This window comes from Streptomyces sp. MGP-BFMKR1 (assembly GCF_057766585.1).
Genome location: NZ_CM173408.1, coordinates 3,939,946 through 3,962,830 on the forward strand (window position 1 = coordinate 3,939,946; position 22,885 = coordinate 3,962,830).

The following is a 22,885-nucleotide window of genomic DNA, read 5'->3' on the forward strand; positions in this document are numbered from 1 at the left end:
CTTACTCCTCACTCAGGCCGGCGTCACGATGCGCCTCCGCAGCCCACACGGAGCGCGCGACGGAGGCGGCCAGGATGGCGGCCCACTCCGCTCGTCGCCCCCTACCCCGCTGAGGCGGTCGGCTCCACGACTTGAGCCGCCTCCCTGACTGGGGGCCCGCGTCGAGAGGTCAGCAGGCGATGCCCATCAACCTCACGCCACCGATCTCCGGCACGAGCGAGCAGGCGATCCGGCCACATACTGCCGTGCGCGATAGTATCGCTGGAGATACTATCTTCGACGGGAGCGTAAGGGATGCATCGGTTCATCGGACGTGAGCGGGAGCTCCGGGTGCTGGGCGCGGCCCTTGCGAGGGTCCGCGAGGGGGGCGGGGCCCAGAAACCCGGTGAGTGTGTTCTGCTGCGCGGGCGCCGTCGGGTCGGGAAGTCGAGTCTGGTCGAGGAGTTTCTCGGCCGGGCCGAGGTCCCGTACCTCTTCTTCACCGCGGCGGGGGGATCGGCCGAGGACGAGCTGACGGAGCTGGCCGATGCCGTCGCCTCCTCCACGCTGCCGGAACGGTCGCTGTTCGTCGAGGAGGCTCCGAACCAGTGGAACGCCGCGTTCCGTCTGCTGGCGGAGATCCTGCCCGACGACAGACCGAGCGTGATCGTGATGGACGAGGTTCCCTACCTCATGGACCGGATCGACGCGTTCGAGGGGATGCTGCAGCGGGCCTGGGACCGGCTGCTCAGTCGCAAGCCGGTGCTCCTGCTGCTGGTCGGCTCCGATCTGTCGATGATGGAGGCGCTGAACAGCTACGACCGGCCCTTCCACCAGCGCGGGCGCGAGATGGTTCTGGGACCGCTCAATCCCGCCGACATCGGTGACATGCTCGGCCTGGAGCCCGCGGCCGCGTTCGACGCGGCGCTGGTGACCGGCGGTCTGCCTCTCGTCTGCGCCGAGTGGCCGCGGGGGGCCTCGCTGTGGGAGTTCCTCCGCACCTCGCTCGACAATCCCATCTCCGCTCTCCTGGTCTCCGCCGAACGGTCGCTGGCCGCCGAGTTCCCTCCCCAGGCGATGAGCCGGGAAGTGCTGCGTGCGATCGGGAGCGGCGAGCGCACGTTCACCAACATCGCCCGGGCGGCCGGAGGCATCGCCCACACGACCCTCACCCGGGCCACCGACCTCCTGACGGCCAAGCGCGTGGTCGCGGCCGAACTACCCGTCTCCCTCAGGCCGTCCAAGGAGCGCCGCTACCGGGTGGCCGACCCGTATCTGCGCTTCTGGCTGGCGTTCCTCGACCCTCACATGGCGGAGATCGAGCGCATGCGCGGTGACCTCGCCCTGACACGGATCAAGGAGCGGTGGACCAGTTGGCGAGGGCGGGCCGTCGAGCCGCTCGTACGCGAATCCCTCGCCAGGCTGCTGCCCGACGACGTGCTGCCCGCCGCCCCGGCCATCGGCGGGTACTGGACCCGCGGTAACGACGTCGAGATCGACCTGGTCGGCGCCGACCGTCAGCCGGTGGCCAAGGAGTTGCTCTTCCTCGGGTCGGTCAAGTGGCTGGAGAACGCGTCGTTCGACAGCCACGACCTCGCCGCGCTGCACAAGCACCGGGCGGCGGTCACCGATGATCCCGTGCCTCTGATCGCGGTTTCCCGCAGCGGCGTCGACTGCGCCGGGCTCCAGGCGACGTACGGTCCGGAGGAACTGCTCACCGCGTGGCGCGAGAACTGAGCCGGCGCCCACCACGGGGCGTGCGTGGCTCCTCCCGGGAGGACGAGGAGCTGGCCGAGGCCCGCTCGAAGGTCCTCGGCGCTGCCGGTTCCTCCAGCCTCCGTCAGTAACCGCCTGCGACGCGGGGCCCCCGCGTGGTGGTTGTTTGTCTGGCGCGCCAGACAAACAACCACCACCCCTACCCCGCCCACGTCCCGCGAGCGGCCACGCGGTGGGCCCAGGGCTTCAGGTCGGTGGGGGCTTGGCCCAGGATGCGGTGGGTGTCGTCGGTGACCTTGGCGGTGTGGCCCGCGCGGTGGAGGGTGAACATGGCGTTCAGGGCGTCGGCGGCGGGCTCAGGCCAGCCTTCGGCGAGGAGTTCGGCGCGGTAGGCGGCGGGGGTGAGCTCCTCGTAGCGGATGGGGCGGCCGGCGGCCTCGGCGATCGTTTGGGTGGCTTCGGCGAAGGTGAGGGCGCGGGGGCCGGTCAGTTCGTAGGTGTGGCCCGCGTGGCCGTCCTCGGTGAGGACCTTCGCGGCGACCGCCGCCACGTCGTCGGCGTCGATGAACGGTTCGGGCGTCTCCCCGATCGGCAGGGCCAGGCGGCCCGCGCGGAGGGGGGCCAGCCACAGGTCCTCGTCGAAGTTCTGGAAGAAGTTGTTGGGGCGCAGCACGGTCCACTCGACGCCGGACTCCCGGACCGCCTGCTCACCGGCGGCCATGCCCCGGCCGAAGTCGTCGCCCGCCTTCTCGATGCCGTGGCCGGAGAGGGCCACGAAGCGGCGTACGCCGGACGCCGTGGCCTGGCGTACGAACTCGTCGATGGGGGACGGGTCCTCGGGGGCGACGAGGTAGACGGCGCCGGCGCCGGCGAGCGCGGGCTCCCAGGTGTCGGGCTTGGTCCAGTCGAAGGTGACCTCGCCGGACCGGGAGGCGGCTCGGACCGGGGCGGTTCCGGCCTCGCGCAGCCGGGTGACGAGGCGGCGGCCGGTCTTGCCGGTGGCGCCGAGGACGAGGATGGCGGAGGGGGTGCCGTGGGTGCGCTGCGTTGTCATGGGGCAAGTCCACCGCGCGGCCGGTGGCCGAACCATGGGCGTCCGTCCGTCGTCCATAGGCGATCGTCCGGGGCGCTGCCCGGACCTGCTTATCGTTGGCGCCATGGACGTGTTCGACGAGCTGCTGCGGGGCGTGCGGGGCAAGGGTGCGGTGTTCGGGCGTTCGGTGTTGTGGCCGCCGTGGTCGCTGCGGTTCACCGACGGCGCGTACCTGACCCTGTGCATACCGATGCGCGGCGCCGGCTGGATCGTGCCGGAGACCGGGGACGCGCGGCACGTGGCGCTCGGCGAGGCCGCGATCGTCCGGGGGCCCGCGCCGTTCACCTTCACCGACGACCCGGCGAACGTCACGGCGGCGGCGGGCGTGTCGGGGACGGCGGGCGCGTCGGGTGTACGGGAGGTGCGTTGGGGCGAGGACGCGCCGGACGCGGTGGACCGGGGGCGGGAGTTCGACTGCGCCACCGTGCTGTTGGCCGCCGCCTACGACGTGCGGGAGGAGCTTCCGCAGCGGCTGTTGCGGGCCCTGCCGCCGGTCCTGGTGGTCCCCGACGAGCAGGACTGCTCGCCGATGCGGGACTACCTGGAGGCGCAGATCGGCGGCGGCCGGCCGGGGCACCAGATCGTGCTCGACCGGCTGCTGGACTGGCTGCTGGTGTGCACGCTGCGGGACTGGTTCGACCGTCCGGAGGCGGAGCCGCCCGGGTGGTACGGCGCGCTCGGTGACGCGGTGGCGGGGCCCGCCCTGCGCGCGATGCACGAGGACCCGGCGCATCCGTGGACGACGGCGGAGCTGGCGAGCCGGGCGGGGGTGTCGCGGACGACGTTGGCGAAGCGGTTCACGGAGCTGGTCGGGAACGGGCCGGTGGCCTACCTCACCGAGTGGCGGATGACGCTCGCCGCCGACCTGCTGACCCGCCCGGAACTGACGGTGGCGGCGGTGGCCCGCCGGGTCGGGTACGCGGACGCGTTCGGTTTCAGCGCGGCGTTCAAGCGGCTCCGGGGTGAGAGCCCGAGCGCGTACCGGCGGGCAGCCGTCGCCACGCAGGCGGCGGAGCGGGCCGTTCCGGCGAGTTGACGTGGCCGGCGGCGGGCTCGAACAACCGGACTATGTGGGCTAGTTGGCACGATCGCGCCAGGCGGGGGCTCGGGGCCTGGCAGGGTGGGGATCATGCGGTACTGCGAGCGCCACGAGATGCACAACTGCGCGGACTGCGCACCCCGAGCACCCCGCGCGCCTCACGGCAGCGCGCCCACCAGCGAATGGGGCGGCTGGCCGGCGGCTGCGATCATCGTGCACGCCAGCGGCAAGGCCCACCTTCCCGGCTGCCCGCACATCGACCCGGCCGACATCCGGCCGCCCGTCTACGGCTGGGTGCCCGCCCCCTCCCCCGGCGCGTGGCGTCGCCTCGCGCCCTCCCACCCGCTCCGCGCCGTCCAGGGCAACACCGAGCGGGCGGCTGTGAGCCGCTGTGAGACGTGTGACGCGACGCGGTAGGGGATGTGCGGGCGGCGCCGCGTCGTCCGCGTCTCGCCGTGGTCGCGCGTACGCCACGGCACTCGCGAGGACAGCCGGGGGTTCGGCGCTCACTCCTCCGGGGAGGAGGCGGCGGCCTGGTCGGCCTGGCCGCCGGCGCCCAGGGGGCCCGTGGGTCGCCAGGGCTCGGTTGCCTGGAGGCGGGGCAGTTCGCGGCGGGAGAGGCGGAGGACGAGCGGGGGCACGGCGGCGCGTACCGGCTGGGTGAGGCGGAGCCAACCGGGCACGTAGACGGCCGTGCGGCGGCGTTCCACGGAGCGGATCAGGCGGGCCGCCGCCGGCTGGGGTGGTCCGCTCCGGCGGGCCGGCGGGGGCATGCGGCCCCGCAGTTCGCGCAGGAGGGCGTACTCGTCGAGGTCGCGGATCATGTCGGTGGCGATCCAGTTGAGGTAGGCGATGCCCACGCTGACCCGCTCGTGCGCCACCTCGGCGCGCAGCGCGTGCGCGAAGGCTTCGACGCCCGCCTTGGCCGCGCAGTAGGCGCTCAGCAGGGGCGCCGCGCCGATGGACGCCAGGGACGCCACCTGGAGGTAGTGGCCCGCCGTGGTGAACAGGTCGGGCAGGAAGGCCCGGGCGGTCTGGGCGCTGCCGACGAGGTTGACGTCGATGACGCGGTGCCACGACCGGGGGTCGGAGGTGGCGAACGGGCCGCCCTCGGCGATGCCCGCGTTCGCGATCACCACCGAGGCGGGCCCGAGCCGACGGCGTACCTCGCGGGCCGCCGCGTCGAGTGCCGCCTGGTCGGTCACGTCGACCGGCAGCGGCAGGGCGGTGGTGGGCAGGGCGTCGGCCACCGCGCGCAGCGCGGCCGGTTCGTGCCCCAGCAGCGCGACCCGGGCGCCCCGGGCGGCGGCCTCCCGGGCCAGGGCCGCGCCGATGCCGCGCGCCGCCCCGGTCACCACCACCGTGCGGTTGTCGAGCGGACTGCCGCCCATGGCCACCTGCTCCTTCTGTGGGTGCTGTGCTTTCTCCCCGGGTGGGTGCTGTCGTTTCTCCTCGGGTGGGTGCTCGCGCGGCCGGTCGTGCGAGCGAGGTCGCGGCGTACGGTCAACTCCCTTGTCGCGTACGGGACTTCGGGGGGCTCAGGTCTTGCGGCCGGTGCGGTCCCGGGCCGTGAGGAGGCGTTGGGCGCGGGCCAGGCCGGGTGGGAGGTGGCGGCGGAGGGCGGCGCGGGCGGCGTTGGCGCCGGGGGCGCCGTGGACGCCGCCGCCCGGGTGGGCGCTGGCGGAGGCGAGGAACAGGCCCGCCACGGGGGTCTCGGGGCGGCCGAGGCCCGGTACGGGGCGGAAGACCAACTGTTGGTGGAGGGCGGTGGTGCCGCCGTTGAGGGCGCCGCCCATCAGGTTGGCGTCGAGTTCCTGGAGGGTGGGCGGTGCCAGGACGCGGCGGGCGCGGATCAGCGCGCGGAAGCCCGGCGCGAACCGCTCCACCTGCTGCTCGACCCGGTCCGCCATGCGGTTGCGCGCGTCGGGGTGCCAGTCGCCCGTGATGCCCTGGTCGCCGGCGTCCGCGGTGATGCGGTGGGGCACGTGGGTGTAGGCCCAGGCCGCCTCGGTGCCGTGGGGTGAGCGGGTGGGGTCGGACCGGGTCATCTGGCCGAACAGCAGGAAGGGCCGGTCGGGGACCTGGCGCATGGCGATCTGGGCGGCGAAGCGCGTCAGCTCGTCCACGCCGTCGGCCACGTGCACGGTCCCGGCCCGCGCCGCCTGTTCGGCCCGCCAGGGCACCGGGCCGTCCAGCGCCCAGTCCACCTTGAAGGTCGCGAAGTCCCACTGGAAGCGTCGCAGGTCGGAATGGAGTTGGTCGGGCAGGTGTCGCGGGGCGACGAGGTCGCCGTAGAGAGCGGGGGCGGACACGTCCGCGAGTACCGCCCTGCCGGCCTCGACGGTCTCGCCGCCCGCCGTCCGCACGCCCACCGCGCGCCCGTCCCGTACGACCACGGACTCGACGCGCTGCCCGCAGCGGACCTGCCCGCCAAGGGACTCCAGGCGCCGGACCAGGGCCCGGGTCAGGGCGCCGGAGCCGCCGACGGGTACGGGAAAGCCGTAGGTCTGGCCGAGCATGGCCATCAGCCAGCCGAAGCCGCCGCTGCCGGCCGATTCCGGGGCGAGGTCGGCGTGCAGCGCGTTGCCGGCCAGCAGCAGCCTGCCGCCCTGCCCGGTGAACTCCTCCTCGCCCATCCGGCGCACCGGCAGCGCGAGCGTGCGCGCCAGGCGCAGCCCGCCGGCCGCGCGGAGCCGCAGGGCAAGGCGGGTGCCGGCCCGCACCGGTGGGAACGGGGTGAACAGCGCGTCCAGCAGGTCGGGGCGGATCCGGTCCCACGCGTCGTGCAGCCGCCGCCAGGCGTCCCCGTCGCCGGGCGCGAAGGTGTCGAGGGACGCGGCGGTGGTGTCGACGCGCCGGTCGAGCACGGCGCACGAGCCGTCGCTGAGCGGGTGCGCCAGCACGTGCGGCGCGTGGCTCCAGCGCAGGCCGTGGTCCTGGAGCCGGAGCCCGGCCAGGACGGGGGACGCGGCGGCCAGCGGGTAGAAGGAGCTGAACAGGTCGTTGGTGAACGCGGGGTCGACGCCCTGGTCGTGGCGGACCGCGCCGCCGGGCTCGGGCTGTTCCTCGAGCACCTGGACGTTCCAGCCGGCGTCAGCCAGCAGGTTGGCGGCCACCAGGCCGTTGGGCCCGGCGCCGATGACCACGGCGTCCGTCGTCGTCCCCGGCGTCACCCGTGTCGTCCCTTCCGTCGCGGCCCTGTCGTGTTCCCCCGCCATCACTCGCCCTGCGGGCCGGCGGCGGTGGCCGGTGTCGTGGTCGGAGCCCGGCCGTGTGCCCGCCGCTGGTCGTCGTCCGCCTCGCAGAGCCCGGCGAGCCGGCCGAGCATCGCGCGGTGGCGCAGGTGGATCAGCGGCTCGAACGCCGCGTTGTGCAGCCAGCCGCCCGCACCCTGCAACGGGTGTTCGTCGACCAGGACGAGGCAGTGCTCGCCCCACGGGCGCAGCTCGATCGCGATGCGCGCGGTGCCCAGGGCGCCCGCGTGGGCCTCCAGCTCCAGCCGGCTGCCCTCCTCGCAGAAGCGGACGGTCGTCCGGTTGGTCAGCGAGACGGGGCCTATCCGTACCTCGTAGCCGATGGCCGCGTCCGTCTGCGGCCAGTGGCCGTGGATCGGGCGTGAGGAGGAGGTCCCCACCACCCATTCCGCGTACCGGGTGCCGTCGGCGAGCACGGCCCACACGGTGCTCGGCGGGGCTTTGATCAGGCGATGGCGAACAGCCAAGGCGCCTCCTCGGTTGGTCTGCCGTCGGGTGCGTCAGCGCTCCACGAGTGCCCCGCTTCGCCTCCGTCCAACCAGCCGGTTCCTCCCGCGCCCCTACGGGGGAGTCCGCCGCGCCCCCGTGCGCGGCGGCCGGGCCCGGGTCACGGGCGCGGCGACCGGCCCGGATCACGGGCACGGCGGTCGCCCCGGTGGGCCCCGGCGGGCTCCGGTGGGCGCGCCGGTGGGCTCCGGCGGGCTCCGGTGGGCGCGCCGGTGGGCGCCGCTGGCCCGGCGCGGCTACCCCGGTGGGCGCAGGCGGGCGCGGTACTCCCCGGGGGCCGTGCCCCGGGCGCGTCGGAAGGCGCGGCTGAAGGCGTGCGGGGAGGCGTAGCCGACCGCGCCGGAGATCGACTCGACCGGTTCGTCGGTGTCGCGGAGCCGGACGGCCGCCAGGTCGAGGCGCCAGCGCGTCACGTACGCGCCCGGCGTCTGCCCGAGGGCGGACCGGAAGTGCCGGGTCAGCGTCGCCCGGGAGACGCTCGTCGCGGCGGCAAGGGACTGCGTGGTCCAGGGGTGCTCGGGCCGGGCGTGCACGTGTGCCAGGGCGTCGCGTACGACCGGGTCGCGCAGCGCGCCCAGCCACGAGGTGGACCGCTCCTCGGGGTGGCGGGCCAGCCAGGCGCGGACGAACTGGACGAGCAGCAGGTCCACGATGCTGTTGATCGCGGCGGTGGTGCCGAGCCGCGGCTCCGCCAGCTCCGCCGCGAGGAGTTCGACGGTCCTGCTGAACTGCGCGTTCTGGCCGGCCGTGACGTGCGTCGGCCGGGCGAGTGAGGTGAGCACCGGCGTGCTCACCTCCGGGTCGTGCTCGTAGTGGAGGACGATCACCTCCGTGTGCGCCGGCTCCGAGCCCAGCCGCAGGGCCCGGCCGTCGCCCATGGCCCGGGCCGCGGCCTCGCGGTCGCAGGAGCCCATCGTCACGCTGGCGGCCCCGGCGATTCCGTGCGCGGTACCCGGCGGCGCGAGGACGGCGTCCCCGGCCCGCACCTGGAGTGGCCGCTGGCCCGTGGTGTGGAGCCAGACCGTGCCACGGGAGACCACGTGCAGCACCGCTCCCGGCGCGGCGTCCCACCACAGGCCCCAGCTCCCACCGGCCTCCACCACGACGCCGAGCGCGCCCCGCGCCCCCGACACCCGCAAGACCTCCGCCAGCACGTCCATGGGCCCATCCTCGTCCACCCCGGCCGACCGCCTCCCCGGGCGGGGAGGCGGCGTACGGACGACGTGTTCGTCCGTGTCCCCGCCCACGGCCTCAGGCCACGTCGAGCACGACCTTCCCGTGCACCGTGCGCGCGAACAGCGCCCGCACGGCCTCGTCCACCTCCCGCCAGTCGCCGCGCAGGCCGACCGGGACCGAGAGCCGGCCGGCGGCGACCAGCCCCAGCAGGTCCGTCAGCTCGCCGCTGGTGGAGGTCCGGTCGCCGTAGGTGGCGATGGTGCGGGGTTCGCCGAAGCCGAACAGGGCCTCCGGCGGGAACGTGGTCGCCTCCCCCGACGAGTAACCGACCAGGTGGAGGGCGCCGCCCTCGGCGAGTTGGCTCCACGCCTGGGCCACCAGCGGCCCGCCGACCGTGTCCAGGACGAGGTCGAACCGGTCCTCGGTTTCGGCCAGCTCGGCCGGGTCGGTCAGGACCGCGTCGGCGCCGAGTTCGCGCAGTCCGGCCGCCCGGCCCGGCGAGCCGACGAGCGCCGTCACCCGGGCCCCGGCCAGCGCCGCCAACTGGACGGCGAAGTGCCCCACGCCCCCGCTGGCGCCCGTGACCAGCATGTTCCGGGCCAGCAGGGACCGCGTACGTAGCACCCGCAGCGCGGTGACCCCGGCGATCCCCAGCGCGGCGGCGTCGGCCAGCTCCACGCCCTCGGGAACGGTGCCGAGCCACGCCGGGCTGACGGCCACCCGTTCCGCCCACGCGTGGGGCGTCATGCCCAGCGCGACGCGCGTCCCCTCGGGCGGCCCCGAACCGTCAGCGGCGGCACGCACCACGACCCCGGCCGCGTCGTGCCCGTGCACGGCGCCGTCCGGCCACAGGTGCAGGTAGGTCAGCTCTCCGAAGTTGAGAGCGATGTGCCGCACCTCCACCACCGCCTCCCCGGCGGACGGTACGGGCTCATCCACCTCGGCGAACCGGACGGGCCCGGCCTCGCCCCGAGCGACGACGAGTGCGCGCATGGGATCAACTTCTCTCTCTGGTAGGGCCGTTGTGGGGGAGTTGGGCTTCTGGCGGGCTTCTCGGACTGGCGTCGTGAGGCCGCGCTTGGCGCACGTGTGCCGTACGAGCCGTACGTGACGTCTGTGTCGTACGGGCCGTACGTGTCCGCGTGTGCCGCATGTTCCGCGCTCTGGCGGGAACGCGCGTCGGCGCGGCGGTGGATCGAGGGGGCGGACGCCGCGCTGGCTGCCTCGCTGCCGCCCTCTTGGAACCCTACGCAGCCCTGAGACGGTGACCAGTCCCGTGTGGATCAATGAGTTGACCATCTGTGTCAGTGCGGCGCGCGACGGGGGGCGTGCGGCGCACCCGGCAGGGCGCACCGGCTCAACCTCCGCCCCACCGCCCCCTCCCGGTGGTCTAGTTGCCCGGGTAGCGCGGCGGGTGCCATGCCCCCGCGCGGGGGCGGACCGGGGCGGGGTGAGCGCGGATGGCGTGGGTGCAGACGCTGGGGTGGATCGTCGCGGTCTCGCTCGGCGTCGTCGCCTACCGGTGGGCGTCCTATCCGGGCTCGTGGGCCGCGATGTTCGGGGCGGAGTACGCGAAGCCCCGCGGCGCACTACGCCGCCTGCGCGAGGAGCTCACGGTCGCCAGGCGCGCCAGCGCCCACCGCTTGGAAGCGGCCACGGAGCAGCTCAGCCAGGCCAGGGCCGCGTACCAGGCCGAGGTGGCCGGCGCCGAGCGGCGGCTGCGGGGCCTGCGCGACCCCGCGCCCGGCAGCCGGGTCACCTGGCTGGGCCGGATCGCCGTGCACGAGGAGGTGCTCCGGCTCTTCGACGAGGACGGTCCGCTCGACGAGACGGGCCGCCACCGCACGCCCGCCAGCGGGCCCAGCACGGACATCCCCCTCGCCACGCTCACCGTCGACTGCGTCCCGTCGGACGACCCGGCGGGGACGTGCGTGACGCTGGCGGCCGGGACCTCCGTGCCGTACGAGGTCTGTTACGCCCACCGCGAGTACCCGGAGCCGAACGTGCGCCAGTTCGTGTTGGACGTGCGGAGCGCCGTCGCGCGAGCGCGGGACGCCCGGGCGGCGCGGGAGCGGCACATCGCGGCGGCCGAGGCCGACCTGGCGGCGGCCCGCGCGGCGACGGAGGACGTCGACGCCGCGCGGACGCACGTGGCGGAGGTGAAGGCGGCCGAGCGCGTGGACCCGGACGTCGGGCGGGCCACGGACGCGTTGGACGAGCAACGTGACAGGTGGCAGGCCATCACCGGGCGCCGGCCCTGGCGGTAGCTCGCCGGCGGCCGGTGACCGGGTCGCGGCGTCGCGCGGCAGCGCGGCAGCGCCCGCGTCGTACGGCGGTGGCGGGGGCGGTGCGGCGACCCGAAGCGGTGAGCCAGTGGCCCACGCGCCCCCGTACCGCGTGGACCCACGGGGCGGTCCACGGGGCCCCATCGGTCAAGCACGGCACCGTACCCGGACTATCGCGGGCCACCTAGATTTGCGACCGAGCAGGACCGGGCACGACCGAAGCACAACCGAGCAAAGCCGAGCGGGGCCCCGGCGGGATCGGGTGACGGCCCGGGGAGAGAGCCCGCGGGCGGGCGGTGCCGGGCCAACCACGAGGCGTCCGGCTGGTGCGCATGGCCCCATCTGCTCAGGTGGGGGTGCGCGGTGCGAACGGAGAGAGCTGCCGATGGCAACCGTTGGCGTGGAAGAGGAGTACCTGTTGGTTGATCGGGTGACGGGACAAACGGCACCACACGCTAAGGCCGTGCTGAGAGCGGCCGAGTTGGAGCCCCTGGTCGCCGCGGAAGAGGTGCAGTCGGAGCTGTTGCAGGCACAGGTCGAGGTGGCCACGCCGGTCTGCCACACGCTGGCGGAGGCGGAAGGGCATCTGGTGCGATTACGGAGCGCCGTGGCGGCGGCGGCCCGGGAACACGGGTGCGGCCTCCTGGTCAGCGGCACGCCGCCGCTCCCCGATGACGCGCCCGTGGCGGTCACCGACGAGGCCCGGTACCGCGCCATCCAGCAGCAGGCCCCACAACTGGTCGGGGAGCAACTCGTCAACGGCATGCACGTACACGTCGCCGTCCCCAGCCGGCGGGTGGGCGTCGAGGTGCTGAACCGGGTGCGGGTGTGGCTGCCCACGCTCATCGCGATGGCGGCGAACTCGCCGCTGTGGAAAGGCGACGACACCGGGTTCGCCAGTTGGCGCACGATCGTCTTCGGCCGCTGGGCGGTCGGCGGCATGCCGCCGCACTTCGCCGACGAGGACGACTACGCGGAGCGCGTACGGCAGTTGCTCGACACCGGCGTCATCCGCGACGTGGGGCAGCTCTACTGGCAGGCACGGCTGTCCGAGCGCTACCCGACGGTCGAGGTGCGGTCCCTGGACGTGCAACTGCACCCGCACGAGGCCATGTTGTTCGCCGGCCTGGTGCGCGCGTTGGTGGACACCGCGATGCGGGAGGCGGAGCTGGGGGTCGCGGCGCCGGAGGCGAGCGCCGAGCTGCTGCGGCTCGCGGTGTGGCAGGCCGCCCGGCACGGGCTGAGCGGCGACCTCATCGATCCGGACGGCCGGCGTCGGGCGGCGGGCGACGTGGTGCAGGCGCTGCTCGCGCACGTCACGCCCGCACTCAAGGAGGCCGGCGACACGCGCGAGGTGACGAACCTGACCCACCGGCTGCTCAGCGAGGGCACCGGCGCCGACCGACAACGCCGGGCCCTGGCCGCCGGCGGGCTGCCCGCGGTGGTGGAGATGATCACCGCGGCCGGCGACCCGCGCTGACGGCTCCACCGCCGGCGTTGCCCCCCTGACCCCGGAGTCGCCCCCGCCGCCCCACCGTTGACGGGCGCGCGGGGGCGGTTCGTACGCGCGTCGCGGCTACCGCCGTTTGAACTCCACCGGGCCGCCGTTCATCTCGACCGTGCCGTCCACGTGCAACACCGGGCGCCGCTCGGTCATACGGGCGCTGTACGCCTCGATGTGGTGGATGGCCGCCCCGTCGGGGGAGCCGAAGTCGATGAGGGCGATGGCGACCCAGTAGCGGGTCATGGTGTTCTCGAAGAGGGGGACGGTGACCGTGGAGCCGCGCCCGTCCGTGATGACGACCTTCGCGCCGAAGCTGCGGAAGGAGCCGTAGCCGTTACTGACGGCGGAGTACGCGCAGAGCAGGACGTAGCCCTGTTCGTCGGGCCGTACGATGCGCACGGACTCACGGCCGGGGGCGCGGGCGTCGCCGTCGAGGCGGATGTAGGGGCGGGCCTTGAGCGAGCCGAGGTGCTTGTAGTAGACCGCCTCGCCGCCCTTGGCCTGCTTGTTCCTGCTGTTCTTGGCCTTCTTGGACTGGCCCGTGGGCTGAGCCTGGTCCGGCTCCGCGTCGCTCGGCGCCACCAGCGGATCGCCCTGCGGCTGGTGGCCGGCCTTGACGAGGGTGCCGGGCGCCTTGGGGCCGCGCAGCGCCTTGCTGGCCGGTACGAACAGCGCGTACAGGTCGAGGTCGGCCCCCAGCTTGCGCCGCCGCTCGCTGCCGCCGTCCCACTCCAGCGCGGCCTCGACCACCAGCTCCCGGTCGTGCTTGTCCAGGTCGATCGCGGTGCGCCCGCCCTTGTCCAGGCTGATGCTGCCCAGCGGCGGCTTCCGCAGGTTGGCCCGGGCGGGGGCCGGGGCTGGGGTCTGGGCTGAAGCCGGGGCTGGGGTCTGGGCTGAAGCCGGGGCTGAGGACGCAGCCGGGTCCGGGGTCGGTGTCGGGGCCGCCGCCGGGGCGGGTGTGCCGCTGGTGGCGTCGGCTTCGACATCGGCTTCGGCGTTGTCGGGCTCGGCGTCCTCCGCCACGGCGATTCCGTAGTCGGTGGCGAGGCCCGCGAGTCCGTTGGCGTACCCCTGGCCGATGGCGCGCAGCTTCCAGCCGGGGCCTCGGCGGTAGATCTCGGCCAGGAGCACGGCGCGTTCGCCGTCGGTGAGGTCCGGCTGGTGGAAGACGATGGGCTCGGCGCCCGGCTGCTCGACGCGGATCGTCACCTGCTTCACCCCGTGGAAGGTGCGGCTGGCGTCGTCGGGGTCGCAGCTCCCCACCAGGACGACCCGGTCCACGTCGGCGGGCAGCCCGGCCGGGTCCACCTCGATGCGCTCGGGGCCGGCGGCGTCGACGGCGAGGTGGCGTACCGCGTCGGACTCGGCGGCGGGTTGGTTGTAGAAGACCATGTCGTCGTCCGACCTGACCCTGCCGTCCGCGGCGACCAACAGCGCGCTCAGGTCGACCGCGTCACCCACCGCGTGCAACGCCGCGACGAGCCGCCCCGCCGCCACCGCCGTGTTCCCACCCTTGCCAAGCTCCGGCATGCTCCCCCGCCTCCGCTGTTTCCCCGGTCACTGTCGGGTCAGCCTGTCACATAGCACGACAATGCGGCACTCTCGCCCCACGGGCATCTTGGGCATCAGGCGTCTCAGACGCCCGGTCAGGCGGGCTCGGTCGGGGGAGCGATGGAGGTCACGCGGCCCGCGTCCAGGGTCACCACCAGGTCGGCGGCGCGGATCGTGGACGGGCGGTGGGCGATCACCAGCAGCGTGCACTCGGCCGCGATCCGGCGAAGGGTGCGGGTCAGCGCCTCCTCGTTGGCGGCGTCCAGGTGGGAGGTGGGCTCGTCCAGGAGCAGCAGGCGCGGCCCGGGGAGCAGGGCGCGGGCGATGGCCACCCGCTGCCGCTCGCCACCGGAGAGCAGGTCACCGTGCTCGCCGACGGGGGTGTCCAGCCCCTTCGGCAACCGCTCCACCAGGGCGCTCAGGCTGGCCAACTCCACCACGCGGTCGATCTCCGCGTCGGAGGCGTCCGGCTTGGCGTACGTGATGTTCTCGCGGAGGGTGCCGTACAGCACCGGGGCGTGCTGCTCGACCAGGCCCAGCGCGGACCGACAGGCGTCGATGGTGAGGTCGCGCGCCACGTCGTGCCCGTCGAGGAGGAGTTGGCCGGAGTCGGGCTCGTAGAACCGGGCGAGTAGGGCGAACAGCGTGGACTTGCCCGCGCCGGACGGGCCGACCAACGCCGTGTGCGTGTGGCGGGGCACGGCGAAGGACACGTCGCGCAGAACGGGCTGGCCCACCTCGTACGCGAAGGCGACGTTCCGGAACTCGACGGCCGGGGCGTCGGGGTGAGCCGGGGGCGGCGTGCCGACCGACGCGACGGGCGCGGGTACGTCGTCGGCCTCGCCGGGCAACTGCGCGACGGCCTCGATGCGTTGCAGCGCCGCCATGCCCTTCTGGAGCGTGGCCATGACGTCGAACAGGTTGGACAGCGGGCCGGTGACGTAGGTGACGTACAGCAGGAACCCGACGAGGTCGCCGAGCGAGGACTCCCCGCCCGCGACCCGGATGCCGCCGGCCACCAGGACGGCCATCATCGAGGCGTGCATGGCCAGCGTCATGGCCGGCCCCACCACGGCGTCCCGCTTGGCGGCGCGCAGGTTCTGCCGGTACGCCTCGCGGGCCCGCGCGCCGATGCGCTCGCGCTCGCGGTCCTCGGCGCGCATCACGCGTACGGTGCGGATGGCCGACAGCGCGCGCTCCAACTCGGCGGACATCGCGCCCAAGCTGTCCTGGGCGTCCTCGACGGCCCTGCGGATGCCGGACAACAGCAGCGTCGTCGCCAGACCGATCGCGCCGACGATGGCGAGGACGACGAGGAACAGCCCGGCGTCCAGCCAGATCATCATGGTGACCCCGCCGACCACGACGAAGGAGCCGACGACGACCTCCGACAGGTCGTACGCGATCGAGTCACGCAACAGCGTGGTGTCGCTGGTGGTGCGGGTGAGCAGGTCGCCGAGGCGCTGCCGCTCGTACCGCCGCATGGGCAGCCGGAGCAGGGTGTCGACGATGCGCAGCCGCAGTCCGAGGACGAACCCCTCGCCGGCCCGCTCCAACGCGTAGCCGGCGAGCGCGGCGAGCACCGCCTCCACGACGAACACGACGCCGAGGACGACGGTCAGCAGCAGGTAGGGCCGGTCGTGCGAGAAGTTGTCGATCGTTCGCGTCGCCAGCAGCGGCTGTACCAGGCCCAGCACCGCGCCCAGCAGCGAGAGCAGCAGGGCCCCCCCGATGGGGCCGCGGTGGCCGCGCGTCATGCGCACCAGGTCGCGGGGCCCGACGCGGCGGGCGGGTTCCTCCCCCACCTCGGCGGAGCTAGTCGGCGACGCCGTCGGGCCCGGGCCCGGGGTTTCGACCTCGTCGGGGTCGTCGGCCCCGCGGGTCGAGCGGAAGCCTGTCAACACGCTGGGCCCTCCGGGGGATTCGAGGCGGGAACGGGATGGGAACCGGCTGGGAGCCAGTCTCGCAACCTCCCTCGCCCCGGCCGCGCCCTACCCGTCCGGGCCCCTCCCCGGACGGCGGTTCGGCGCCGTCACGCCTCCGCTTCCCACGTCGCCGGCGACCACAGCGACGAGCGGTTCAGGGACTGGGGGCAGTGGCGGTAGACCTCGGATATGTCGATCAGGATGGCCAGGCTCGGGCGCCCGCCCTCCGCCGTCAGGGCGTCGAAGAAGGGGGCGTCGGTGAGGACGCGGGCCCGGCCGTTGACGCGCAGGATGGTGCGGCTGCCGGGGACCAGGTAGAGGAGTCCGGCGTGCGGGTTGTCGAGGATGTTGTGCAGGCTGTCGCCGCGCCGGTTGCCGGGGCGCTCCGGCAGCACCAGCGTGCCGGGGTCGACGACGTGCGTGAAGCCGGGGGCGCCGCCGCGCGGTGACGCGTCGCAGGTGCCGTACGCGTCCGAGGTGGACAGCAGGCAGAACGGGGAGCGGGCGACGAAGTCCAGGTCGTCCGGGTCGAGGCGGGGGTGGACCTTGTCGATGACGAGGGGATGCGGTTCGCCGAGCAACTCCCGTAGCTCGGCGTGCGAGTCGAGGGTGACGTGACCCGGACCGCTCGCGGGGGGCGTGGCCGGGGCGTGCGCGTGCTCCGGGGCTGCGGCGTCGGTCCTGCTGGGCAAGGCGTCTCCCGGTGGTGGGTGGGTGGTTCGGGGTGCGTGGCGCGGGGCGTGGGGCGTGGGGCGTGGTGTGGTGGGGGCGCGGTCTGTCGCGGCCCTCGTACGTCGGGCGGCGTACGCCGTCTCAGTGGGGCTCAGGCGTTGGGGCGGGCTCGGGTGCCGGCGCGGGCTCCTGGGGCGGGGCCTGCGCCGCCGGGGCCGGTGGCCTGGTGCCGTGGCGGCCGATGGGGAGCATCAGGGGGCGGCCGGAGACCGGGTCCTCGATGATGCGGCTGTTCAGGCCGAAGACGGCGCGTACGGACTCCTCCGTGAGGACCTCGTGCGGCGGGCCCGAGGCGTGGAGTCGGCCGCCCGCCAGGGCGACGATGTGGTCGGCGTAGCGGGCGGCCAGGTTGAGGTCGTGCAGGACCATGACGACGGTCGTGCCGCGCTCGTGGTTGAGGTCGGTGAGCAGGTCCAGGACCTCGACCTGGTGGCTGGCGTCGAGGAAGGTGGTCGGCTCGTCGAGCATGAGGATGTCGGTCTGCTGGGCCAGCGCCATCGCGATCCACACCCGCTGGCGCTGGCCGCCGGAGAGTTCGTCCACGGAGCGGTCGGCGAGGGCCGTGGTGTCGGTGGCCTCCAGCGCCGCCGCCACCGCCGCGTCGTCCTCGCCGCTCCAGCGCGAGAACATCCGCTGGTGCGGGTGGCGCCCGCGGCCGACGAGGTCGGCGACGGTGATGCCCTCGGGCGCCACCGGCGACTGCGGCAGCAGGCCGAGGGTGCGGGCCAACTCCTTGGCGGGCAGCCGGTGCACCTCCTTGCCGTCGAGGACGACACGGCCGGCGCGCGGGGGCAGCAGCCGCGACATGGACCGCAGCAGCGTCGACTTGCCGCACGCGTTCGCGCCGACGATCGCCGTGATCCGGCCCGGTGGGACGGTCAGGTCGAGGGAGTCGACGACGGTGCGGTCGCCGTAGCCGAGGGTGAGCCGTTCGGCGGCCAGGGAATGGGACTGGGTCACAGCGAGCCTCCCGCCCGGTTGGTGCGGATGATCAGGTAGACGAGGTAGGGCGCGCCGAGCACGCCGGTGACGACGCCGACCGGGTAGCGGGTGTCGAAGGCGTACTGGCCGGTGAAGTCGGCGACCAGCACCAGCAGCGCGCCGACCAGGCCGGCCGGGACCAGCAGCGAGCCGCCGGGGCCGGTGATACGGGCCGCGATGGGGCCGGAGAGGAAGGCGACGAAGGCGATCGGGCCGGCGCCCGCCGTGGCGAAGGCGATGAGGCCGACGGCGGCGATGATGACCGTGATCCGGGTGCGCTCGACGCGTACGCCGAGCGCCGCGGCGGTGTCGTCGCCGAGTTGCATGGCCGACAGGTTGCGCGCCTGCGACAGGAGTACGGGTCCGAGTACGGCCAGCGCTAGCGCGGCGGGCCTGGTCTGGTCCCAGGTGGTGCCGTTGAGGCTGCCGGTCAGCCAGCGCATGGCCTCCTGGAGGTCCCACTCGGCGGCCTGCGAGAGCACGTACGCGACGACGCTGTCGAGCATCGCCGCGATGCCGATGCCGATGAGGATGAGGCGGGTGCCGACGACGCCGTCCTTGAACGCCAGCGTGTAGACGAGCAGGGCCACGGCGAGGGCGGCGGCGATGGCCAGGACCGACACCTGGGTCTCGCCGAGCGAGAGCATGACGATGGCGACGGCCGCCGCCGCGCTCGCGCCCGAGCTGATGCCGATGACGTCGGGGCTGGCGAGCGGGTTGCGCAGCATGGTCTGGAAGGTGACGCCGGCCAGGCCGAAGCTGAAGCCGGCCACGGCGGCGAGCGCGGCGCGCGGCAGCCGCAGCCGGCCGACCGTGAACGTCGCCCCGGGCACCTTCTCGTCCAGGACCACCCGGACCACGTCGGCCAGCGGGTAGTTCGTCTGCCCGTACATCAGCGAGCCGACGAACGCGAGCAGCACCAGGACGGCCAGCAGCACGATGACCGCGCGCCGGCGCAGCGCCCGGCGGACCCGGCCGCGCGCCACGGCCCGCACGGCCTCCACGGCCTCCACCGTGGTCGGGGCGAGGGGGGCCGAGGTGGGTGAGGGGGTGGACGGGGCGGTGGGGGAGCCGGTGCTCACAGGGCACGCACCTTCTGCCGACGGACGATCCAGATGAAGAAGGGGGCGCCGATCAGCGCCGTCACGATGCCCACGTCGATCTCCGCGGGCCGGGCGACGACCCGGCCGACGACGTCGGCCGCGGTGAGCAGCGCCGCGCCGAGCAGCGCGGAGAACGGCAGCAGCCAGCGGTGGTCCACGCCGACCAGCAGCCGGCAGGCGTGCGGGACGACGAGGCCGACGAAGCCGATCGGGCCGGCGACCGCGGTCGCCGCGCCGCACAGCACGACGGCGCCCAGCGCGGCCACGCCGCGCGCCAGCGCGACCCGCTCGCCGAGCCCGGCCGCCAACTCCTCGCCGAGCGCGAGCGAGTTGAGGGCCTTGGCCGACAGCAGGCAGATCGCGAAGCCGACGGCGAGGAAGGGCAGGACGTGCCCGATGCGTTCGTACGAGGCACCGCCCACGCCGCCGATCTGCCACAGCCGGAAGCTGCCGGCCAGGTCGTTGCGGGGCAGCAGCACCGCGGTGACCAGCGAGGCGAAGGCGGCGGAGGTGGCCGCGCCGGACAGGGCCAGCTTGAGCGGCGTGGCGCCGCCACGGCCCAGCGTGCCGACGCCGTAGACGAACGCGGCGGCGAGCGCGGCGCCCGCCATCGCGACCCAGACGTAGCCGGTCGGCGAGGTGAGGCCGAAGTACGCGACCGACACGGCCACGGCCAGCGAGGCGCCCATGTTGACGCCGAGGATGCCCGGGTCGGCCAGCGGGTTGCGGGTCACGCCCTGCATGACCGCGCCCGCGAGGCCGAGCGCCGCGCCGATCAGCACCGCGAGGAACGTGCGCGGTACGCGCTTGACGACGGCCGCCCGTTCCAGGGTGTCCTCCGCGCCGCCGAGCCCCGCCCAGACGTCGGACCAGCCGACGGTGCGGGAGCCGAAGGCGACGGAGGCCACCATCAGCGCGGCCAGCACCAGGACGGCGGCCAGCAGCCACAGGGCGCGCACGCGCGCCGGACGCCGCACCACGGCGACGTCCGGCGTGCGAGGGGTGGTGTCCGTGGTCACGTGACCTTGTCCGCGGCCTTGGCGAGCGCGGCGACGTAGTCATCGAGCACCCACGAGATCGACAGCGGCGTCGGGTTGGCCGCGGTCGCCAGCGGCGAGGTGCCGGGCAGCAGGTACATCGAGTCGCGCTTGATGGCCGGGAGCTTGGAGACCAGCGGGTCCTTGCGCAGCGTCCTGGCGAGGGTGCCCTTGTCGTCGCCGTAGCCGGTGACGATGTCGACGTCGTTGAACTCGTCGATCTGCTCGGCGCTGCGGGTGAGCGCGAACTTGTCGGTGCCCTTGGACGCCTTGGCGACGCTGCCCGGGATCTTCAGGCCGAGGTCCTCGAAGAAGAGCGTGCGGGTGTCGTTGGCGGTGTAGAAGCCGACCTCGCTGACGTCACCGGGGTCGATGTGCGTCATAAACATCGCCGACTTGCCCTTGAGCTGCGGATACTTGGCGACGGTGCGGGCGATCCGTCCTTCCAGGTCCTTGATCATCGCCTCGCCCTTGCCGGCGAGCCCGATGGCCTTGCTGTTGGACCGGATGATCTCGCGCCACGGCGTCGCCCACGGGGCGTCCGGGTAGACCACCACGGGGGCGATCTCGCTCAGCGTCTCGTAGTCCTGCTTGGTCATGCCGGAGTAGGTGGCGAGGATGACGTCCGGCTGGGTGTCGGCGACGGCCTCGAAGTCGATACCGTCGTTCTCATCGAACAGGACCGGCGTCTTGGCGCCCAGTTCGTCCAGCTTCTTCTCCACCCAGGGCAGCACCCCGTCGCCGTCGTCGTCACCGAAGTCGGCCTTGGCCATCCCGACGGGGACCACGCCGAGCGCCAGCGGCACCTCGTGGTTGGCCCAGTTGACGGTGGCGACGCGCTCGGGCTTCTTCTTGATGGTCGTCTTGCCCAGGGCGTGCTTGATGGTGATCGGGAACGTGCCGTCGGCGACGGGCCCGTCGCTGGACGCGGAACCGTCGGTCCCCGCGGAGGCCGAGCCCTTGGTGTCGTCGGCCTTGGCGTCGTCGCCGTCCGACGAGGAGCCGCCGCAGGCCGCGACGGTCAACAGCGCGGCGGTCGCGGCTGCCGCGGTGAACAGGCGCAAGCGAATGGAACGCATGATGGTCGAACCCCACTGATCCGGATGGCCAGGTGCCGGTCCTCGCACGCCTGGGTCCGGGGAGGCCGTCGTGGAGTAGTGCACCACTGTCGAACACAAGTACTTAGGTAAGCCTTGCCTTCGCACCTTAAGAGGTCGCCGATCGCTGTCGCAACCAGTCTTACGAGACAGCCGATGTAGCGATCCGGACACGAACCCAAGGCGCGCATGGGGAGATGCGGCCTGTGGGCAGGTCGGCCCTGTCCGAAAAAGTGGCGCCGGGTGGGGGTGTGGGTGGTGGGGCCTGGGTTGGTGGGGGCGTGGTGGGGGCGCGGGGGTGGCGTACGGAGGGCCGTGGACATCCGGGGAAGGCCGAGGACGGTCCCGCCCATGGGCCGCTCGGGGGCCGATCCCGGGGCCCGCCCGGGGAGCCGGACCCGGCGCCCGCTCGCTCGGCGGCTGATCCCCGGTGCGCTCCCCCGGCCGGTCAGGAGACCTGGAACGCGCCCGGGGTGAGGCCGGTGGTCCGGCGGAAGGCCGCCCCGAAGGCGCTCGCCGACCGGTAGCCCACCTCCGCCGCCACGGCCTCCACCTCCCAGCCCCGGGCCAGCAGCGCCACGGCGTGCTGTGCCCGAACCGAGGCGACCCAGCGCGCGAAGCTGGTGCCGGTCTCCGCGGCGAAGGCCCGGCTGATCGTCCGCGCGCTCACGGCCAGCTCCGCCGCCCACTGCGACAGGGTGCGCTGGTCGCCGGGGTCCGCGCGCAGCGCGTCGGCGATCGGACGCAGCAGGGCCGAGGTGGGTGCCTGGACAAGGAGTTCGCGCGGCGAGGGTTCGAGCACGTCGAGCACCAGCGCCTCGGTGACCTTCCGCGAGGAGGCGGACAGGCCGGGTTCGCACAGCCGCTCCAGGAGCAGCCGCAGCAGCGGGGTGATCTCGACGGCCACCGGGGTGTCGGAGAGCGAGGGCGTGGTGTGGAAGCCGAAGAAGCTCGCCCGGAACCAGGTCCCCGCGATCGCCGAACCCGAGTGCAGCGTGCCGGCCGGCATCCACAGCCCGAGCGCGGGCGTGATCGTCCACACCCGCGCCCCGACGACGGCGCTGGACGCGCCGCGCTCGTTCCACAGCAGCTCGTGGAACGGGTGCGAGTGCTCGCCCCAGGTGGTGTCGTGCGCGACGACCTCGTCGTACGGCTGGATCGCGAACGGCACCTCGACCGCCCCCGCGGCCACCACCGGCAGCGACCGCGTCTCGCGCACGGGTCGCGCGGCCGGCGCACGGGACGCGCCGGCCGGACGCGAGGCCCCGGCAGGACGGGGCGCCCTGGTCGGGCGGGGTGTGCCGGACTGGCGGGGCGCCTCGGTCGGATGGGGTGTGGCCGGACGGGGGACGACCGGGCGGGGCGCGGCCGGGTGCCGAGGGGACGACATGGCCTCACCCTAAGACCCGGTCTCCGCCCGCCTCACCGACCCTCCGGCGACCGCGGGCGGTCGCCGCCGCCGCGCCAGGCGGCGTACAGGCCGGAGACCGCGACGGCGATCGTCGCCAGCGACTCCGGCGCGACGCCGCCGAGCACGAGCCCCACGGCGGTACCGAGCACGGCGAGGAAGACGATCAGGTCGTGCGCGCGGTGGGCGCGCAGGACGCGGTGGGTACGACTGGTGCGGCGGGCAGGCCGGGCAGGGCGGGCGCTGGGGGCCCGGCTGGTGCGCCGGGGCCGGCTGGTGCGCTGGGTCCGGGTGGTGCGCTGGGTCCGGGTGGTGCGCTGGCTCATGGCGAAGTCCCCGTTCACGGTGGGCAAGGGCGTCTGTGACGATGTGGTCAAGCCTCGCGGCGGGGCGGGGTGCTGCGGCAGGCGCAGCGGTGCTGCCGGTTGGCTGGCAACACGCGCGCGGGAGCCACGTACGACACTGGCACCACGCGCGTACGAGACGGGGCAGCGCGAG

General features: G+C 74.3%; 20 protein-coding genes. 5 read left to right on the top strand and 15 right to left on the bottom strand.

Going from position 1 to position 22,885, the window contains the following annotated elements:
- Nucleotides 1-294: 294 nt before the first annotated feature.
- The gene (locus AC3CHW_RS15135; protein WP_488470776.1) at nt 295-1,716 is read left to right on the top strand and encodes an ATP-binding protein; all 1,422 of its coding nucleotides are present in this window, start codon (nt 295-297) and stop codon (nt 1,714-1,716) included.
- A gap of 178 nt (nt 1,717-1,894) precedes the next feature.
- Here AC3CHW_RS15135 and AC3CHW_RS15140 read toward each other — a convergent pair whose 3' ends face one another.
- The gene (locus AC3CHW_RS15140; protein ID WP_488470777.1) at nt 1,895-2,749 is read right to left on the bottom strand and encodes an NAD(P)H-binding protein; all 855 of its coding nucleotides are present in this window, start codon (nt 2,747-2,749) and stop codon (nt 1,895-1,897) included.
- A gap of 103 nt (nt 2,750-2,852) precedes the next feature.
- On the opposite strand from AC3CHW_RS15140, the gene AC3CHW_RS15145 reads away from it, so the two are divergent.
- Nucleotides 2,853-3,824: an AraC family transcriptional regulator gene (locus tag AC3CHW_RS15145; RefSeq protein WP_488470778.1), complete on the top strand. Its 972-nt coding sequence runs from the start codon at nt 2,853-2,855 to the stop codon at nt 3,822-3,824.
- 93 nt (nt 3,825-3,917) lie between these two features.
- Nucleotides 3,918-4,244 carry a hypothetical protein gene (locus tag AC3CHW_RS15150; protein WP_398608630.1) on the top strand — a complete coding sequence of 109 codons (327 nt, stop codon included), beginning with the start codon at nt 3,918-3,920 and terminating at the stop codon, nt 4,242-4,244.
- A gap of 89 nt (nt 4,245-4,333) precedes the next feature.
- Here the strand turns inward: AC3CHW_RS15150 and AC3CHW_RS15155 are convergent, their stop codons facing one another.
- The 5 genes from AC3CHW_RS15155 to AC3CHW_RS15175 all read right to left on the bottom strand — a co-directional run bounded on the left by AC3CHW_RS15155 (nt 4,334) and on the right by AC3CHW_RS15175 (nt 9,757).
- Entirely contained in the window at nt 4,334-5,218 is an 885-nt protein-coding gene (locus AC3CHW_RS15155; protein WP_398608629.1) for an SDR family oxidoreductase, read from the bottom strand.
- 147 nt (nt 5,219-5,365) lie between these two features.
- Nucleotides 5,366-7,000, bottom strand: a complete 1,635-nt coding sequence (locus tag AC3CHW_RS15160) for a phytoene desaturase family protein (RefSeq protein ID WP_488470779.1) — start codon at nt 6,998-7,000, stop codon at nt 5,366-5,368.
- 44 nt (nt 7,001-7,044) lie between these two features.
- Nucleotides 7,045-7,548 carry an SRPBCC family protein gene (locus tag AC3CHW_RS15165; RefSeq protein ID WP_398608627.1) on the bottom strand — a complete coding sequence of 168 codons (504 nt, stop codon included), beginning with the start codon at nt 7,546-7,548 and terminating at the stop codon, nt 7,045-7,047.
- Between the two features lie 276 nt (nt 7,549-7,824).
- Complete coding sequence (locus AC3CHW_RS15170; protein ID WP_488470780.1) at nt 7,825-8,748, bottom strand: cupin domain-containing protein; 924 nt, start codon at nt 8,746-8,748, stop codon at nt 7,825-7,827.
- A 91-nt stretch (nt 8,749-8,839) separates the two neighbouring features.
- Nucleotides 8,840-9,757, bottom strand: coding sequence for a zinc-binding dehydrogenase (locus AC3CHW_RS15175; RefSeq protein ID WP_488470781.1), 918 nt, complete (start codon nt 9,755-9,757; stop codon nt 8,840-8,842).
- Between the two features lie 467 nt (nt 9,758-10,224).
- Between AC3CHW_RS15175 and AC3CHW_RS15180 the strand changes: the two genes are divergently transcribed.
- Nucleotides 10,225-11,031: a hypothetical protein gene (locus AC3CHW_RS15180; protein ID WP_488470782.1), complete on the top strand. Its 807-nt coding sequence runs from the start codon at nt 10,225-10,227 to the stop codon at nt 11,029-11,031.
- A 403-nt stretch (nt 11,032-11,434) separates the two neighbouring features.
- The gene (locus AC3CHW_RS15185; protein ID WP_398608623.1) at nt 11,435-12,529 is read left to right on the top strand and encodes a carboxylate-amine ligase; all 1,095 of its coding nucleotides are present in this window, start codon (nt 11,435-11,437) and stop codon (nt 12,527-12,529) included.
- A gap of 96 nt (nt 12,530-12,625) precedes the next feature.
- On the opposite strand, the gene AC3CHW_RS15190 is transcribed toward AC3CHW_RS15185, so the two are convergent.
- The 9 genes from AC3CHW_RS15190 to AC3CHW_RS15230 form a co-directional block, all read right to left on the bottom strand.
- A complete protein-coding gene (locus AC3CHW_RS15190) occupies nt 12,626-14,083 on the bottom strand; it encodes a TerD family protein (protein WP_488470783.1) in 1,458 nt (485 codons plus the stop codon).
- Nucleotides 14,084-14,199: 116 nt separating this feature from the next.
- Nucleotides 14,200-15,909: an ABC transporter ATP-binding protein gene (locus AC3CHW_RS15195; protein WP_488470784.1), complete on the bottom strand. Its 1,710-nt coding sequence runs from the start codon at nt 15,907-15,909 to the stop codon at nt 14,200-14,202.
- A 227-nt stretch (nt 15,910-16,136) separates the two neighbouring features.
- On the bottom strand, nt 16,137-16,721 hold the full coding sequence (locus AC3CHW_RS15200) for an MSMEG_1061 family FMN-dependent PPOX-type flavoprotein (RefSeq protein ID WP_488470785.1): 585 nt from the start codon (nt 16,719-16,721) through the stop codon (nt 16,137-16,139).
- A gap of 121 nt (nt 16,722-16,842) precedes the next feature.
- Nucleotides 16,843-17,721, bottom strand: coding sequence for an ABC transporter ATP-binding protein (locus AC3CHW_RS15205; protein WP_488470786.1), 879 nt, complete (start codon nt 17,719-17,721; stop codon nt 16,843-16,845).
- Nucleotides 17,718-18,755: a FecCD family ABC transporter permease gene (locus AC3CHW_RS15210; protein ID WP_488471062.1), complete on the bottom strand. Its 1,038-nt coding sequence runs from the start codon at nt 18,753-18,755 to the stop codon at nt 17,718-17,720. Before AC3CHW_RS15210 ends, AC3CHW_RS15205 begins: the two co-directional genes overlap by 4 nt.
- A 65-nt stretch (nt 18,756-18,820) precedes the next feature.
- Entirely contained in the window at nt 18,821-19,864 is a 1,044-nt protein-coding gene (locus tag AC3CHW_RS15215; RefSeq protein WP_488470787.1) for a FecCD family ABC transporter permease, read from the bottom strand.
- Nucleotides 19,861-20,961 carry an iron-siderophore ABC transporter substrate-binding protein gene (locus tag AC3CHW_RS15220; RefSeq protein WP_398608617.1) on the bottom strand — a complete coding sequence of 367 codons (1,101 nt, stop codon included), beginning with the start codon at nt 20,959-20,961 and terminating at the stop codon, nt 19,861-19,863. Before AC3CHW_RS15220 ends, AC3CHW_RS15215 begins: the two co-directional genes overlap by 4 nt.
- 466 nt (nt 20,962-21,427) lie before the next feature.
- Nucleotides 21,428-22,198: a helix-turn-helix transcriptional regulator gene (locus AC3CHW_RS15225; RefSeq protein ID WP_459246910.1), complete on the bottom strand. Its 771-nt coding sequence runs from the start codon at nt 22,196-22,198 to the stop codon at nt 21,428-21,430.
- 203 nt (nt 22,199-22,401) lie between these two features.
- Nucleotides 22,402-22,713, bottom strand: a complete 312-nt coding sequence (locus AC3CHW_RS15230; RefSeq protein ID WP_488470788.1) for a hypothetical protein — start codon at nt 22,711-22,713, stop codon at nt 22,402-22,404.
- Between the last annotated feature and the right edge of the window lie 172 nt (nt 22,714-22,885).